Here is a 16323-nt window from a genome sequence, read left to right as displayed (position 1 = left end):
GATGGGAGCCGCCAATCCGAAAGCGAAGGGCGGCCGCCGTGCCCGCCTCGCTGGCTGCCTTTGCAGCAACCCAGAATTTCAGGCCTTTTGCAGCGCGCGCAGCGCCGACGAAGCCGCCGATTACATCCGCCGCGTGTGCAACGTTGAATCGCGGGCGCAACTGGATCACAACCCGCAGGCCGCCAATCTCTTCGATGAGCTGGTGCGCAAGCCGTTTGCCTATAGGACGGCGCCATGAATTACTACCCGCACCACATCGGGGATTACCTGAAAGACACGGCCCACCTCACGATGATTGAGGACGGCGCCTACCGTCGGCTGATCGACCTGTACTACCTGCACGAGCAGCCTTTGCCGACCGAGAAGCGCCAGGTGTACCGCCTGGCCCGCGCATCGAGCCCGGCCGAAAAGAAAGCGATCGACACCATCCTGGGCGAATATTTTTCGCCCGGCGAGGAAGGCTGGATGCACCGGCGCTGCGAGGAAGAGTTGAGCCGTAGCCGTGTGAAAGGCGAGGGCGTCGACACCAAGCGCGAGAACGAAAAGGAGCGCCAGCGCCGCCACCGCCAACGCCGCGCGGAGCTGTTTGAGGCGTTGCGCGGTCACGGAATTGTCCCGCCATGGGACATGTCTACGGCCGATCTTCAGACCGAACTGTCACGCGCTGAAAACCGTGACGGAAACGCACCGGTCACGCAACCTGTCACGCGTGACGCAACGGCTATCCATAAGCCAATAACCAATAACCAAGAACCAATAGGGGGAAATCCCTCGTCATCTCCACCAGAAACGCGTGACGGAGCAGAGAGCGATTCACCCCCTGCTGGCGATTACCTGCCCAACCCAACGCCCTACGGCGCCATGGCAAAGCTGCTGCGCGCCAACGGCATCGGCGATGCAAACCCCGGCAACCCCTCGCTGCGGGCATGGGTCGACAAAGGCCTGACTGCCGACGAAGCCCTGGCCGGATTGCAGGCCGCACGCTCCACGAAGTCCGCGCCCAACCCGATGGCCTGGCCGTACCTCGCCCGCGTCCTGGAAACCCAGCGCGAACGAGCCGCGCAAGGCGTACCGGAAAAATCCAATCGCGCGCCCAGCACCACCGACCGCCGCGCCGCGTGGAACGCAGAACTGCAAGCCGTCATCGGCCAGGCGGATCAACGCCAGCCCCGAGAAATCGACATGGGAGTCATCGATGCAACTGGCACACACGACTGACGCGGTGCGCGTCCCGCCCGTGGCCTGGGCTGCTCGCCTCATCGAACGCATGCAGGCGATGTACGGCGCCAAGTTCGCCCAGCAGTGGGACGGCATCGCGCCTGCCAAGTTGGCCGAAGTCTGGGCCGAAGAAATCATCGACTACACCGCCGAAGAGCTCCAGCGCGGGCTTGCCGCTTGCCGTGGCCGCACCTTCGTGCCCACCCTGCCCGAATTCCTGGGCCTGTGCCGTCCGACGCTGAACCCGGAAACTGCGTATCACGAAGCCGTCGCCGGCATGTCCGCACGCGCCAGGGGAGAGCACGGCGTATGGACCCACCCCGGCGTCTACTGGGCCGCCATGCGCATCAGCCAGCACGACCTGCTGAACCAGGGCTGGCAGGCCATCAAAACCCGGTGGGAATACGCCCTGCGCGACATCATGGCCCAGGGCCGTTGGGAACCCGTGCCAGCCCCAAGCCTTGCGCTTGTCGCACCAGGCGGCACCGTGGCCACCCGCGAAGAGGCGCAGAGCTTCCTGCGCGAGATCAAGCAGCGCACCGGCAAGGGCATCTTTTCCCCCATCACGGACCACCGCGCATGGGCACAACGCATCGTCGCGCGTGCCAAGAAGGGCGAGGCCGTCACCCCCACCATCCTCCGCATGGCGCATACCGCCATGGCCGAACCGACCGAATCGAGGGACGCATGAACGACACCATCCTTTCCATGCCCGAACTGGAGGCGTATGAGCCCTTCGCGGGCACTGCGCACTCGCCGTCCATCGCGCGCGCGCACGTTTCGGACGCCGCCGACCCCTGGGCGCGGGGTGGCCATGAAATGGCCCCAGATGCCTCGCCACGCCGCGCCGATGCTGGCTCTACGGTGGCCAGCGGGGCGGGCGTGAACGTCTGCATCCTGGCCCTGGACCTGGGCACGAAGACCGGCTACGCGCTGCGCCGCCGCGATGGCTCTACCCGGCATGGCACCGAGGTTTTCACACCGCGCAAGTCGTGGTCCGAGGGCCAGAAGTGGGCGCGTTACCGCGCGTGGCTGGCCGGCGTCATCAACGACGAGAAGGTCCACCGGGTGGTGTACGAGCAGGTCATCCGTCACGAAGTGAAGGGCCGCCCGGTCTGGGATGCCGCCCACGCCTATGGCGCGTTTGAGGCCATCACGCACATGGTCTGCGACGGTTTCAACATCCAGGCGCACGGCGTCAACCTGTCCACCGTGAAGAAAAGCTTCACCGGCAGCGGGCGGGCGAAGAAGGAAGACATGATGCTTCAGGCGAAAGTCCGGGGTTTCAAGGTGGTGGACGACAACAACGCCGACGCCTTGGCCATCCTGCACTGGGCCGTGGCGCAGGAGCGTGCCGCATGACGTGGTGGCAGATCCTGCTGGCCGTGTTGGCCTTCATCGTCCTGATCGTCTTCCTGGCGATCTGGGCCAAGGCCGCCGCTTACCGCCGCGACGCCGAAGAACACGGAGACAACGATGCCCAGAACCGCTGACGAAATCATCACCGCCCGCAGAGCGCGCAGCCAATCGGCGACGAAACTGCGCAAGCTGGGCTACCAGTTCGCCAAAAAGTCCGCGACGCAGGACGAGGTCATATCGGCCATCCACCGCTACACCGGCTGGCCCAGGCCGGAGCGCGGTGGCATCGTGGGATATCTGGTGCGCTTCGCTGCGCTGGAGGTGGGCGAGCCGGCACCCAGCCGCCAGCGAGACGCCCTGAACGCGCGGGACTACCGCCTGGACCGTTGGATGCGTGTCGTCGCCGAACGGGCCGCCCAAGCCCAGCGGCCCCTGGTGCATGCCGTCAGCCGGATCGACAACTGGCGATTGATGGGAGGGACCGGAGCATGACGCCCATCACGCCCGCGCCGCCCATCGACTGGAACCGGGTGTTCCTGACCCTGCGAAACGAGGGCTACACGCTGCACGACGTGGCCGCGTACACGAAGATCCCGCGCGGCACGATGCAGAGCTGGGCGACCGGTTCAGAACCGCGCCACCAGGACGGCGAGACCATCATCAAGTTCTGGAGCGAGGCCACGCAGCTGCCCCGCGAGTCGCTTCCTGTGCGCGTCGTGGGCGAGTTCTCAAGCTGGATCGCCCTAAGCCGAGCCTAAAAAGCCGAGATTTCAGCAGCACGCGAGAACCACAATCGGCTCCGATCTTCCCCCCAAAGACGGAGCCGAGTATGTCCAAGCGCACCCACAACGTTCAAACGCCGGGCGACGTCCCGCAGGCCACCCAGGGCGATCAGCCCGAGGACAGCACCACCCCAGTGGTCGATACGCCCGACCAGACCCCCAGCACGCCCACCGAGCCGCAGGCCACCGAGCCGGCCAAGCTGAAGGCCGCCAAGGCACCGAAGACCCGCGCCGAGTACGCCACGACGCCGGCAGCCGACGTTGACCCCAGCACGATCACTGCGCCCGTCCTGTCCCGTGACGGCTGGGTGATCCCGCTGCCCAAGGCCTGATCATGGGCAAGGTCGTCAAGAAAGTTGCAGGGGTCGTCAACAAGATCGACCCCATTGGACGCGCGGTGGACAAGCAGCTGACCAAGTCCGGCTTGCCCACGGCTAGCGACTTTGGCGACATGCTGGGCGGTGCTGAACCGGTGGAAACCCCGGCGGCCGGTACCGGCACCGCCACGGCTGAAGACCAGCGCGTCAAGGACGAGCAGGAAGCGGCGGCCCTGGCCAACCGCGCCACCGCCGAACGCGCCAAGCAGCGCCGGGCTGGCAGCCTGCTGGCATCGGGTAGCGGCTCTGGCGGCTCCGGCCAAACCTCGTCCGTCCTGGCCTACGGCAAACGCACCTTCGGGGAGTAGCCCACCGTGACAGAAGATCAGCTTGCGTGTGATGTGATCCGCCGTCTTGGCACCCTCAAGGGGCTGCGTTCGCCGCACGAAGACATCTGGCGGGAGTGCTTCGACCTGTCCTTTCCCATCCGGTCGCAGGGCTTCAACGGCGACACCGAGGACATCCAGAGCGTGGCGGGCAAACGGGCCCGCCTCTTCGATTCCACGTCCACGGACGCCGGGCGCATCCTGGCATCGGGCATCCAAAGCGGCATGACGCCAGCGAACTCGCGCTGGTTCGGCATGACCGTCTGGGACGAGACCGACGAGGAACGCCGCTGGCTGGACGATTCGGCCGAGCGGTTGTGGGAAAGCATCCACGCCAGCAACTTCGACGCCGACGCGTTCGAATCCCAGCTGGACATCGTGGGCGCTGGCTGGTTCGTCCTGTTCATCGACAACCAGAAGGACGACGACGGATCGGTGACGGGCCTGCGCTTCGAGCAGTGGCCTATCTCCGGCTGCTACTGCGCCGCCTCCAAGCCTGGCGGCGAAATCGACACGATCTACCGCCCCTACCAACTGACCGTCGAACAGTGCGTGAGCGAATTCGGCCTGGCCAAGGCCAGCGACAAGGTGCGCCGGCTGTACATCGAAGGCAAGTACGATGAGCTGATCAACATCGTGCACGCCATCTACCCGCGTCGCGTGTCGGTGGTCAACGCCAAGCGTGCCAAGAACCTGCCGTATGCGTCCGTGCACGTGGACTGTGACGACAAGGCGGTGCTGCGCGAATCCGGTTACCACGAGAAGCCATTCGCGGCCCCGCGCTGGACGGTCATTCCCAAGTCGGTCTATGCCGTCGGCCCCATGTTCGACGCGCTGCCCGATATCCGCACGCTCAACAAAATGAGCGAAACCGAGCTGATCAACGGTGACCTGGCCACGGCCGGCATGTGGATCGCCGAAGACGACGGCGTACTGAACCCGCGCACGGTCAAGGTCGGCCCGCGCAAGATCATCGTGGCCAACAGCGTCGACTCGATGAAAGAACTGAAGTCCGGTTCCGACTTCAGCTACTCGTTCACCAAGCGCGCCGAGCTGACCGCCGCTATCCGCAAGCTGCTGATGGCCGACCAGTTGCAGCCGCAGGATGGCCCGGCCATGACCGCGACCGAAGTGCATGTGCGCGTGCAGCTGATCCGCCAACTGCTTGGCCCGGTCTATGGCCGCCTGCAAGCCGAATACCTCAAGCCGCTGATTCAGCGCTGTTTCGGCCTGGCTTTCCGGTCAGGCCTGTTCGATGCACCGCCCGAATCTCTGGGCGGGCGCACGTACACGATCACCTACATGTCGCCGATGGCCAAGAGCCAGAAGTTGGAGGAAGTGAGCGCCACTGAAGGCACGTTGGCATCTATCGCGGCAGTGGCCGAAGCCAAACAGGATCCGTCTGTCTGGGACAACATCAATTCGGACGAGGCCGTGCGCGTGATTGTGGAGGGCCGCGGTGCCCCGGCCAAGATCGGCAACACCGCCGAAGAAGTGGCCGCCATCCGCAAGCGCCGCGCTGAACAGCAGGAAGCCGAGCAGCAGCAGGCCCAGCAGCAACAGATTGCCCAGGTGGCCGGCGAGGCCGCTGCAACCCGTATGGCAGAGGCCGCATGACCAAAATCACACCAGCCGTCTACAAGGCGATCTTCGAAGACGACCGGCGCGGCGCCGCCATCCTGGAAGACCTGATCCAGAAGTTTGCACGACCAGCCGTCACCACTGGCGGGATTGACGCGATTCTCAAGACCTACCAGCGCGACGGCATGCGAAGCGTGGTCGAGCACATCACCGCGCAGATCAACCGGGCGAACGGCGTCCCGGATCCCAACGCCGACCAAGGAGAGTGACCAATGTGGAAAAAGCGATACCCCCTCATGAACGAAGCGGGCGCGGCGGAAGCTGGTGGCAGCGGTGGTGGCGATCCCGGGGCCGGTGGCTCCGTCGTCAATGACGCTCCTGCCGGTGGTGATGTAGCCGCAGCAGCAGCCACCCCGCCCGCCGCCGCAGCACCTGCCGCGCAGCCGCCCAACCTGCTGAAGCAGGGCGTGGAAGAAGCGGCACCCACGGAGTACATGCCCGAAAAGTACCGGGTCATGAAGGACGACGGCACGCTGGATATCGAAGCGTCCGCGCGCAAGCTGGCCGAGGCCCATGGCAGCCTGGAAAAACGGCTTGGCAGCGGCGATGCACCGCCCAAGGCGCACACCGATTACGCCATCACGCCGCCCGAAGACTTCAAGGACATCGACTTTTCGGACGACGCGGAGATGCAGAGCTTCCTGAGCGAAGCCCACAAAGCCGGGTTCAGCCAGAAGCAGATCGACGTCGCCCTGGACAGCTATTTCAAGATGGCGCCCCTGTTGGCTGGTGCTGGCGCGGAAGCCACGGCCGAGGCTGCCGAAACGGCGCTGAAGCAGGTATGGACCACGGACGCCGACTTCAAGCGCAACGCGGGCCTGGCGCACGTGGCCACGGCTGCTGCCGCCGAGAAGGCGGGTATCTCCATGGACCAGGCTTATGCCGAGTTGGGCAACAACCCGACCTTCCTGCGCTTGATGGCGGCGCTGGGTCCGGAGTTCCAGGAAGACAGCACGCCCGGCGCGGCCAGCTTCAAGGCGGTCACGGAAGACGACATCCACACCATGGAAATGTCCGAGGCCTACAAAGACCCGAAGCACAAGGACCATGAGCGCGTCAGCGCCACCGTCAAGAAGTTCTACGACCGACGCTACGGCACCGAAGCCGCCGCGTAATCCACCCCTCAAAAAGCCGAGATTTCGGCACCCCCCCAGCGCGACCATTGCGGGCAATTCACCGGCCCGCACTGGCGCGCGGATACCCGGAATAGCCCTCCCAGTGGTGCGGTAGCCGGTACCAATGGGCGAATCCCGGGCCCGTTCGCGGACACCCCGCAAGGCGAATCGAGCAGATCAATTCACCTTCGGAGCATTCCATGTCGAACACCATCACCCAAGCATTCGTAAAGCAGTGGGACACCTCGATCCGACTGCAAGCCCAGCAGAAGGACAGCCGCATCGCCGGCAACGTTTTTGACCGTGGCACGATCACCGGCGAATCCTTCACGGCAAACCGCCTGGCGCCGCTGGAAGACACCCCCGAAAACACCGTGCGCCACGGCGACACGACCTGGTCGGAAGCTGAGCATTCGACCCGCGTGGCCATCATGCGCGATTTCTACCAGGCGCTGCCGGTGGACCGCAACGACGAGCCCAAGCTTTTGGCCAACCCGCTGAGCGGCAGCTACAACGAATCGCTGCAAGCCGCGCACAACCGCCGCAAGGACAGCATCACGTTCGACGCGATCCTGGGCAACTCCCAGACCAAGGATGGCGCCCTGATTGCCCTGCCTTCCACGCAGATCATCACGGCCAGCGCTACCGGCTTCACCAAGGCCAAGCTGATCGCGGCCCGCAAAATGTTCCGCAAGAACGAGGCGGACGAGCACAACGGCGAAGAGCTGCACATCGCCTACAACGCCGACATGCTGGAAGACATCCTTTCGGACACCACGCTGACCAGCGCGGACTTCATGGCCGTGAAGATGCTCCAGGACGGCGACGTGTCGGGCAAGTGGATGGGCTTCAAGTGGGAACCGTACGAGCGCGTCAAGCTCAACGGCAGCACCGCGACCACTGCCGCCTGGGCCAAGTCCGCCGTGCACTTCGGTACCGGCTTCGTCGAAGGCAAGGCATCGCGCCGCGCCGACAAGAAGGACCTGATGCAGGTGTCCATGGCCGCATCCCACGGCGCTGTCCGCGTCTGGGAAATCGGCGTCGTGGCCATCGAATTCACGTTCTAAGCCCCGACACCCCTTTTCAAGACTTCAGGAGAACACCATGGCAGAAGTTAATAGCGTGCAGGGCGCCAAGATCGTCGCGGGTCAGAAGTTGCTGCCCGCCGAATCCCACGGCCGCCAGCGCATTCTGATTGCAACCCTGGCAGCTACCCATGCCGCATACGCGATCAATGACACGATCTTTCTGGGTCGCGTGCCCGCCAACACCCGCTTCCTGACCGGCGCCGTGATCAGCGTGGGCGGTGCTGGTACCGCCAGTTCCACGGTGGACATCGGCACGCGCAACACGGTCACCCAGGCGGTGATCGACGCTGACGGCATCACGGTGGGCGCGGACATTTCGGCCGCCGGCAAGATCGTTGCCGACACCGGCGCCTTCATCGCCGCGGCTGCCGATGTGCTGACGGCCACCGAAGTGGACGTTTACGCCACAGTCAAGGGCGCGGTGCTGGCCGCCAACCAGCAAATGCGCTTCGAGATCCCGTACGTCACGGACTGATCACACAGTTGGTCTACTCCCCTGGCATCCAGGTGGAATTCGCCGGGGGCTTGTCCCCCGGTTTTTTTGTTTTAGGTGCCTGCAAATGTCGTCAGCCAATCCCGTATCCATCTGCTCCAACGCGCTGCTGCGCCTGGGCGGCAAGGCAATCGCCAGTTTCGAAGAGCCAAGCACGCAGGCCGGGCAGTGCGCCAACCTCTGGCCTACTGTGCGAAACAAGCTCCTGCGTGCCCACCCGTGGAACTGCGCGACCAAGCGGGTGATCCTGGCGCCGCTTGAAGCTGCGCCGGCATTCGACTTCCAGTATCAGTTCCAACTGCCCGGCGACTGGTTGCGCACGCTACAGGTCGGAAAGAGGGATTGCCCGATTCCGTTCCGCCAGGAAGGCCGGCGCATCTTGGCCAACGTGACGCAGCTGCCGCTGGTCTACATCTGGCTCAACGACAACCCAGGCACCTGGGACGACGCCCTGGTGGACGCCGCCGAACTGAAGATGATGGCGGTGCTCGCTTATCCGGTCACGGCGTCTACGACCCTGCGCGATACCTGCTTCCAAGAAGCGGCCATGGCGGAAAAGATCGCCAAAGCGGTCGATGGGCAGGACGAGCCGCCCGAAGTGCTGGGCGGGTCGGATCTGGTCGAAGCGCGACTGGGCTGGAGGTCCTAATGGCCCGTATCGACACCATCCAGACCAATTTCACGGCGGGCGAGATATCGCCGAAGGTGCGGGGCCGCACTGACATTGCGCGGTATCAGAACGGCGCTAAGGCCCTGGACAACATGCTGGTGGACATCTACGGCGGCGCCGCGCGTGCGCCGGGCACCGAATACATGGCACCGAACGCCGCCGCGGGCCAGCCCAGCCGCCTTATCCCTTTCGTCCTGAACCGTGACACCGCCTATCACCTGGAATTCGGCTACGGAGTGATGCGGGTATTCAAGGCTGGCGCGGGCCAGGTGTTGTCCGGCGGTGTGCCGTACCAGATCGGGACGCCCTACACGGCGGCCCAGGTGGTAGAGCTGCGCTGGACGCAGGCGCCCAATGCGATGTTCTTCGCGCATCCTTCGTTCCCCGTACACATGCTGCGCCGGCTGGCAGATGACAGCTGGGTGCTCGCCCCGGTGCCGTTCTCGGTGCTGCCATTCTCGGAGACGGGCGCCCGGTTCGCTGCCGGCCTGACGCTCAGCGACGCTACTGTAGGCGTCGGCCGCACGGCCACCGCGAGCGGAGCGACGTTCATGGCGTCGGACGTCGGTCGCCGGATCACCTACGAAACCGGCATCGCGCTTGTGACAGCCTATGGTTCGTCCACCAGCGTCACGGTGGAAGTCACTTCCCAATTCCCCAGTGCTGCTTTGCCCGCGCTGCAATGGGTCCTGGAGGATTCACCGCAGACGACGTGCACGCCCAGCGTCAAGGGCACCGTTGGCCTGGCCATCACCTTGACCCTGGCCGTTGACGGCTGGCGCGCCGAGGATGTGGGCAAGTACGTCAGCATCAACCGTGGGCTGGTTCTCATCACTGGCGTGACCAGCGCTACGGTGGCCACAGGCGTAGTCAAGGCCGACATGGATTCCAATACCGCAGCCGAGGCCAGCGCCTGGACGCTGCAAGGCCCGGTGTGGAGCGCCAACGAGGGATATCCAGCGGCAGTCACGATCAACCAGCAGCGCCTTGTGACCGCCGGGACCACGCGATATCCGAACGGGGTATGGGGCAGCCGCAGCGGGGAATATTTCGACTACACCCAGGGCGTGAACGACGCCGACGGCTTTTTCTACGCGTTGGACGGGGAAAGCAACGGCATCGAGCATCTGGCCTCTGTGCGCGCGCTGATCGCGCTGACGCCCGGTACCGAGTGGACGATGGTGGGTGGCGTGGAAAAACCGCTGACCCCTACGAACGTGAATGCCAAGGATCAGACGGTCTACGGGTGCAGCACGCCGCGTCCGGTCCGTGTGGGTGACGAGCTGCTGTTTGTGCAGCGGGCCGGCCGCAAGGTGCGCGCCATGAGCTACCAGGCTGCGTCCGACGCCTACAGCGCGCCGAACCTGACCACGCTGGCCGAGCACATCACGGAATCCGGCGTGGTTGAAATGGCCTATCAGCAGGAACCCGGTTCCGTCGTCTGGTGCGTGCTGGCCAACGGCAAGCTGGCCGCCATGACCATCGATCGGGACGAGGGCGTTATCGCCTGGACACCCCACGACACGGACGGTTTCTACGAATCTATCTCGGCGGCGCCAGCCGGTTCTAAGGATGAGGTACTGGTGGTGGTGCGGCGCGAGGTAAACGGCAGCACCGTGCGATACGTCGAGCGGATGAACGCGGCCTACATGGTGCACAGTGGCATCGTGGGCACTGCGCCCGGTGGCGCTCAGGTATGGGGGGGTCTCGGGCACCTGGAAGGCAAATCGGTGGACGTTCTAGCCGACGGTTCGCCGCAGGGGCTGATCACCGTAACCGGCGGCCAGATCACGCTGCCGCGTGTCGCGAATTCCATTCAGGCCGGTCTGCGCGTGATACCCCGTGTGAGTCTGCTGCGCCCCGAGGTCCAGACGCAGACGGGCACCGCGCAGAACAGCCAGATGCGCGCGCACAAGCTGAACGTGCTGGTGCTCAACACCATCGGCGCGACCATCAACGGCAAGGAAATCCAGTTCCGCCAGTTCGGCGCCAGCATCCTGGACAAGCCCCCGGAGCCGTTCTCCGGCTGGAAAGGCGTGGCCGAGACTGGATGGCAAGAAGGCGAGATGGAAGTGGAGATCACCCAGGAACAACCCCTACCTTTTCACGTACTGGCCATCGTGCGCCACTGGACGACCAACTCATGATCCGACACGCAACCCTTGCAGACGTCGAGCGCCTGGCCGAGCTGGCGCGCGACATGCACGCCGAGTCCCGTTTCCGGGATCTAAATTTCAATCTGGACAAGGTGGTGGTGTTGTTTGCCGGCCTGGTCGAGCAGGAGAACGGCTGCATGCTGGCCGTCGATATGGCCGGCGAACTGGTCGGGTTCCTTGCCGGCGGCATCGGCGAGGACTATTTCGGCGACGACCGGTTTTCGTTCGAATACGGCGTCTATGTGGCACCCGCACATCGCGGTTCGATGGCTGGCCCAAGCTTGGCCCGCGAGTTTCTGAGCTGGTCCGACGAGCGCGGCGCCCGCTACAAGAACATGGCCGTCACCACTGACATCACCACTGAACGCACCGGCGCGCTATACGAGCGCCTTGGCGGCAAGGACGTGGGCAAACTCTACTCTTGGGGGCTGTAATGGCTTGGGCACCATTGGTACTGGCCGCCGTGGGCGGCGTCATGGCAGCAAAAGGGCAGATGGACGCGGGCCGCGCCCAGCAGGAAGCCGCGAATTTCAACGCTGAGCAGGACGAGATCGAGGCGGCGCAGACCCGCGACGCTTATCGCGACCAGGCAGAGAAGATCCGGCGCATTGGCCGGGCGCAGGCGTCCGAGGCAAAGGCAGCCTATGCCGCGTCAGGCGTTTCGATTGGCAGCGGCACGCCGGTGCTTATCAACGACCAGATCCAGAACGACACCGAATCGGATGCGTACAACACCATCCTGACGGGGAACCGGCGGGCCGATGCGCTGGAATCCCAAGCGAGCCTTGCCCGCCGCTCCGGCGCGTCGATGGCGACGGCCGGCCAGCGCGCCGCGACCAGCAGCCTCCTAAGCACGGCTGGTAGCACCTATTCGACCTGGAAGAAGACCAAATGAAGATCCCTACCGGAAACCTTGGAAATGTGGTTGCCCAGCCTGGCCAGGCCGTCAATGCGCCGGCTACTGCGTTCGGTGCGGCCGAAGCGCAGGCGGCTGTGCAAACCGGGCAGACGCTGACCAACGTCGGCAACCAGATCGCCGATACCCAGAACGAGCTGAACCGGGTCAAGGCAATCCGCACCATGGCCGAAGCGAAGAACGGCCTCTACAACCTGGAAGACGAACTGACGCGGGGCATTGCTGACGGTACCGTGCCAGCGGCCGAGGCGTCAGCGCGCTGGCAGGAGCTGGCGCCCAAGCAACTGGAACAGAGCCTGAAGGGCATCAGCGGGTCGCACCGCGCGGTCGTGGATGCTCAGCTTGCCGACACCACGGCATCCCTGGGCCGGCGCGTGGGAGACGCTGTCGTAAAGCGCAACCAGCAGGACATCGGCGGCGAACTGGTGGCGCTGGGAGGGCAACTGGAACGGGAGGCCGTGCGCGACCGGGCCGGCGCCAACTCCCGGTATGAACAGACCGTGCGCGCCATGGGCCCGCAGGCCGGTATGTCGCCAGCCCAGATCGAGCGCGACGTAATGCGCTTCAAGGAAAGTTCAGCCAGCACAGTCGCCTATGAAATGGTGCACGGTGCCCGGAACAATGGCGCGGCGCTGAACGAGGTGGAAAAGCGGCTGACGTCGGACGAGTTCAGCGACCTGGACCCCCAGCGGCGCGCGGTGCTGCTGAACACCACGGCCGGGTACAAGACGGCGCTAGAGCAGCGCGCGGTGGCGCAGGCGCAGCGGGCCGAGATCCAGGCGGCCAAGCGCGACCGGCAGGCGGCCGGTATCTTTGCCGAGGTTCAGCAGCTGTCCACCCAGGGCAAGAAGCTTGACCCGCAGTACCTGGCCGGGGCTGCCGCTGCCATGACCGGCACCCCCTATGAAGCTGCGTTCAAGGCTGCCGTTGAGCAAGCGCCGGCAGGCACGGCCTTTGCAATGCAGCCGCTGCGCGATCAGCGCGAACTTCTGGACGGGTTGCTGGCAGAGGGCAACCGCACCGGCTGGACGCCCTCCCGTCAGGAGTTCTACGACAAGGCCCAGAAATCCTACGAAGCCTCGCAGCGCGAATACAAGGAAGATCCGCTGCGCGCTGCCGTTGACCGGAACGTGCTGCCTGAGCTGGCCCCGCTGGATGTGTCTGGCGGCATTGCAGGGATCACGCAGGGGGTGCAGGCGCGTCTGGCACAGGCCCAACAGGTTGAGGTGGTGGCGGGCCGCCCGGTGTCGCCGTTCACGTCGGACGAAGCCTTGCAGGTGGCAACCGTGCTTAACGCGCTGCCGCCCGATCAACGCGCCACCAGCATCGCAACCCTGTCCAAGGCGGTGGGCACGCGCACCATGTCGGCCATCGCCGCCCAATTGGACAGCAAGGACCGCACCCTGGCACTGGCGGCCGCCTTGGGCGACCAGCAGCGGCCCAACGGCGGGCTGGTGTCAGAACAGATCCTTCGCGGCGAACAGGCCATGAAGGACAAGCGCGTGCCCGACGCTGATGTGACGCGCTGGCGCTCCGAGATTGCTGCCCAAGTACGCGGCGTGTTCGCCACCCCTGAAATGGAAGACGCAGTGATCGACGCCGCCGTGCGCGTGCGTGCCGATGCCGACGTGCGCAAGGAAGGGCGCAGCATCCGCACCGCCATCGAGAACGTGGCGGGCGGCATTGTCGAATTCAACGGCGGCAAGATCCCGCTGCCGCTGGGCATGACCGAAAGCCAGTTCGAACGCGGCCTAGTGGCGCTGACGCCTGACAGCTTTACCGACCAAGCGCCAGACGGCAACGTGTTTGTCGCGGGCAAGGCTGTGCCGGTGGCGGAATTCGTCAAGGGGTTGCCCAACGCGGTGCTGCGCCATGCTGGCCAGGGCCGCTACACCGTGTCGTCCGGTACCGGCGTCGTGCTGAATCAGGCCGGGCAACCACTCATCGTAGGAATTGGCGCAGGCGCTGCACCCGCCGCGCGTCCCACGCAACCGGCAGGCCTGTTGGAGGCGGGAAACATCAACCTGAGCGCGCGGCCTGTCGTTAAGAATAAAGACGGGAGCATCAGCACTGTCCGTTCCATGTCGTTCGAAGAGGACGGGCGCGAGGTACTGGTACCGACGGTCAGCGAAGACGGGCGAATCATGAGCGACGAAGAGGCGATAAAGACCTATCGAAGCACCGGCCGTCATCTGGGTAAGTTCGCCACCTCGAAGGCAGCCGACCAATACGCGCAGCAATTGCACAAACAACAAGAGGCTATGTATGGCACTCGATGATGCCTACCAGGGCGAGATCAACGAAGCACTGCGCAACCGCGCGCAGCTCGCGCCGATGGCGCCAGGCCCCGAGCGGGGCTTTAGTCTTTGGGGAATGGCAAAGGCGCCATTCACTGGTGCGGCAGCTGGCACGGTAGAGGCGGGCGCATTCCTGTCCGACACCGTGGGGGCCTTTGGGTCGGCCATGGCATCAACGGGTTCCACTGGCGTACTGCCATTCGCCGAGACGGAAGAGCAGCGCGTGTGGCGCGAGCAGGGTACCGGCGCGGCCAAGAAGGCGCTGGACGACGGCACGGCATTCAGCAGCGACACCGGCGACACCCTGCGAGACGCCAGCCGTTGGCTTGGGCCGAACCCGCAGACCGCCAGCACCGCTGAACAGATGGTGTTCGGTTTCACCAAGACCATCACCAAGGCGGTGGGCTACACGCTGGCCACCGGCAACCCGCTGACGGGCGCCGCACTGACGGGCGCGGATGAGGGCGTCACGGCGGCTGATGAGCTGCGCCGACAGGGCGTCGACCTTGCCACCCGCACGGGCGTGGGCGCGGTTACCGGCTTGGCAACGGGCGTCGGCGTTGCGCTGCCGGTCGCGGGCCAGACGATTGGCGGCACGATTGGCTATGCCGCTGCCGGCGGGCCGGGCCTGTTCATCGCCCAACAGCAGATGACGCGCGACATCCTGAATAACGCCGATTACAGCAACCTGGCCGACCAGTACAACCCCTTCGACCCCGTGGGCCTGGCCGTGTCCGCCCTGGTGCCCGCGGCGTTCGGTGCCTGGGCGCTGCGCGGGCGGACGCGGGCGGCGGCAAGGGAAGGACAGGCGGCGCCGGCGCAGGCCGCCGAAGCAGCAGAAGCGCCGCGCGGCCCGGTGGCGCAGGAGCTGGTCGACGCGGCGCGCGTGCAGCGCGTGCGCGAGGTGGTTGATTCCTGGAACTTGGCCGACCCGTCCGACGTGCGCGCCGCCAATGACGCCATGATGTCGGTCATGCGCGCGTCGTCGCAGATGGCCGACGGCCTTCCGGTGTATGTGGCCGACCAGTTCCCCATGAAGGAAGCGTACGCGGCGCGCGCGCTGGAAACGATGGTGGCCCGCTCAGAAGCCGCCCGCGCGGAACTGCTGCCCCAGGCGGAAGCGCTGGCGGATCCTGGCGCCATCCGTGCGCTGCGCACTGAGATACAGGCGCTGTCCCAGGCGCGCCGCGTCATTGGCGACGACGCCGAGCTGCGCGCGCTGGCCGACCAGATCCGCGCCAGCGAGCCGCGCACCGGCGCCCGCGCCGCACTGAACCGCGCGCGCAAGGAACTGGACGCGCGCGCGGAAGAGACGGATGCGCGCATCGCCGCGTTGGAAGCGCAGATCGACGCCAACGCCGACGCAATGACCGCGCGCCAGGCGCTGGCCGTCCTGGATGAGCGGATCGAGCAGATGCGTGCCGAGCGTGCCGCCATTGATGCGCCAGCCACTGCCATGACGCCGGTTGCTGCCGGTGTGCGGGAGGCGGCCCGCACGGGTGAGTCGGGGTTTCAGATCCCGGAGCGCGGCCGGCAGGCGACCGCCGAGCGAGCAAGCAGCACCGGCGCGCTACCGGGCGCCCAGGCCTTTGCATCCGGCACCGATCTGGTCACGCCCACCGCCGCGCGTGCAGACGTTGACCCTATCGCGCCGCCTGCCAAGATGCCCACCACCACGGCCGAGGTCACGAACGAGGCCTATGTGTCCGGCCGCCTGGCCGAGATCGAGGCCACCAACCCCGACATGCTGGTGCGAATGGACGGGGACGCCGAAGACGTGCCCATCACCGAAGCCATCCGCCGGCTGAATGAACAGCTTGCGCGGGATGATGCCGACGCCGGCTTGCTGGCCGTGGCCGCCAACTGCTTCCTAAGCGCCGCATAA

General features: G+C 65.6%; 20 protein-coding genes. All 20 read left to right on the top strand.

What is annotated here, in order from left to right; genetic code table 11:
• Position 1 precedes the first annotated feature (1 nt).
• The 20 genes from YH64_RS09350 to YH64_RS09260 all read left to right on the top strand — a co-directional run bounded on the left by YH64_RS09350 (position 2) and on the right by YH64_RS09260 (position 16323).
• Positions 2-238: a hypothetical protein gene (locus YH64_RS09350; RefSeq protein ID WP_046803648.1), complete on the top strand. Its 237-nt coding sequence runs from the start codon at positions 2-4 to the stop codon at positions 236-238.
• Positions 235-1218: a YdaU family protein gene (locus YH64_RS09345; RefSeq protein WP_052945959.1), complete on the top strand. Its 984-nt coding sequence runs from the start codon at positions 235-237 to the stop codon at positions 1216-1218. The genes YH64_RS09350 and YH64_RS09345 overlap by 4 nt, the downstream gene beginning before the upstream one ends.
• On the top strand, positions 1196-1909 hold the full coding sequence (locus YH64_RS09340) for a hypothetical protein (RefSeq protein WP_046803647.1): 714 nt from the start codon (positions 1196-1198) through the stop codon (positions 1907-1909). The genes YH64_RS09345 and YH64_RS09340 overlap by 23 nt, the downstream gene beginning before the upstream one ends.
• Positions 1906-2580 (top strand): hypothetical protein, encoded by a 675-nt coding sequence (locus YH64_RS09335; RefSeq protein ID WP_052945958.1) that lies wholly within the window; start codon positions 1906-1908, stop codon positions 2578-2580. Before YH64_RS09340 ends, YH64_RS09335 begins: the two co-directional genes overlap by 4 nt.
• Positions 2577-2711, top strand: a complete 135-nt coding sequence (locus YH64_RS30500) for a hypothetical protein (protein WP_255444248.1) — start codon at positions 2577-2579, stop codon at positions 2709-2711. Before YH64_RS09335 ends, YH64_RS30500 begins: the two co-directional genes overlap by 4 nt.
• A complete protein-coding gene (locus tag YH64_RS09330; RefSeq protein ID WP_046803646.1) occupies positions 2695-3069 on the top strand; it encodes a hypothetical protein in 375 nt (124 codons plus the stop codon). Before YH64_RS30500 ends, YH64_RS09330 begins: the two co-directional genes overlap by 17 nt.
• Positions 3066-3335, top strand: a complete 270-nt coding sequence (locus YH64_RS09325) for a hypothetical protein (RefSeq protein ID WP_046803645.1) — start codon at positions 3066-3068, stop codon at positions 3333-3335. The genes YH64_RS09330 and YH64_RS09325 overlap by 4 nt, the downstream gene beginning before the upstream one ends.
• Before the next feature lie 71 nt (positions 3336-3406).
• Positions 3407-3691 carry a hypothetical protein gene (locus YH64_RS09320; RefSeq protein WP_046803644.1) on the top strand — a complete coding sequence of 95 codons (285 nt, stop codon included), beginning with the start codon at positions 3407-3409 and terminating at the stop codon, positions 3689-3691.
• Between the two features lie 2 nt (positions 3692-3693).
• Positions 3694-4044, top strand: coding sequence for a hypothetical protein (locus tag YH64_RS09315; protein ID WP_046803643.1), 351 nt, complete (start codon positions 3694-3696; stop codon positions 4042-4044).
• Positions 4045-4050: 6 nt separating this feature from the next.
• Positions 4051-5679: a portal protein gene (locus tag YH64_RS09310; protein ID WP_046803642.1), complete on the top strand. Its 1629-nt coding sequence runs from the start codon at positions 4051-4053 to the stop codon at positions 5677-5679.
• Positions 5676-5912 (top strand): hypothetical protein, encoded by a 237-nt coding sequence (locus YH64_RS09305; RefSeq protein ID WP_046803641.1) that lies wholly within the window; start codon positions 5676-5678, stop codon positions 5910-5912. The genes YH64_RS09310 and YH64_RS09305 overlap by 4 nt, the downstream gene beginning before the upstream one ends.
• A 3-nt stretch (positions 5913-5915) precedes the next feature.
• Positions 5916-6818, top strand: coding sequence for a hypothetical protein (locus YH64_RS09300; protein WP_046803640.1), 903 nt, complete (start codon positions 5916-5918; stop codon positions 6816-6818).
• Positions 6819-7018: 200 nt separating this feature from the next.
• A complete protein-coding gene (locus YH64_RS09295; protein ID WP_046803639.1) occupies positions 7019-7885 on the top strand; it encodes a phage capsid protein in 867 nt (288 codons plus the stop codon).
• 37 nt (positions 7886-7922) lie between these two features.
• A complete protein-coding gene (locus YH64_RS09290; RefSeq protein WP_046803638.1) occupies positions 7923-8381 on the top strand; it encodes a hypothetical protein in 459 nt (152 codons plus the stop codon).
• An 85-nt stretch (positions 8382-8466) separates the two neighbouring features.
• Complete coding sequence (locus YH64_RS09285; protein ID WP_046803637.1) at positions 8467-9048, top strand: hypothetical protein; 582 nt, start codon at positions 8467-8469, stop codon at positions 9046-9048.
• Positions 9048-11216, top strand: a complete 2169-nt coding sequence (locus YH64_RS09280; protein WP_046803636.1) for a hypothetical protein — start codon at positions 9048-9050, stop codon at positions 11214-11216. Before YH64_RS09285 ends, YH64_RS09280 begins: the two co-directional genes overlap by 1 nt.
• A complete protein-coding gene (locus YH64_RS09275) occupies positions 11213-11659 on the top strand; it encodes a GNAT family N-acetyltransferase (protein WP_046803635.1) in 447 nt (148 codons plus the stop codon). The genes YH64_RS09280 and YH64_RS09275 overlap by 4 nt, the downstream gene beginning before the upstream one ends.
• Positions 11659-12120: a hypothetical protein gene (locus YH64_RS09270; RefSeq protein WP_046803634.1), complete on the top strand. Its 462-nt coding sequence runs from the start codon at positions 11659-11661 to the stop codon at positions 12118-12120. The genes YH64_RS09275 and YH64_RS09270 overlap by 1 nt, the downstream gene beginning before the upstream one ends.
• Entirely contained in the window at positions 12117-14420 is a 2304-nt protein-coding gene (locus tag YH64_RS09265; protein WP_143215311.1) for a hypothetical protein, read from the top strand. The genes YH64_RS09270 and YH64_RS09265 overlap by 4 nt, the downstream gene beginning before the upstream one ends.
• Positions 14407-16323: a hypothetical protein gene (locus tag YH64_RS09260; protein WP_046803632.1), complete on the top strand. Its 1917-nt coding sequence runs from the start codon at positions 14407-14409 to the stop codon at positions 16321-16323. The genes YH64_RS09265 and YH64_RS09260 overlap by 14 nt, the downstream gene beginning before the upstream one ends.

Origin of the sequence: Achromobacter sp. LC458 (assembly GCF_001005835.2) — a bacterium.
GTDB classification, from domain to species: Bacteria; Pseudomonadota; Gammaproteobacteria; order Burkholderiales; family Burkholderiaceae_B; genus Achromobacter; species Achromobacter spanius_B.
Note: the sequence above shows the minus strand (reverse complement) of the source record. Positions and strands in the feature narration are given on the sequence as shown.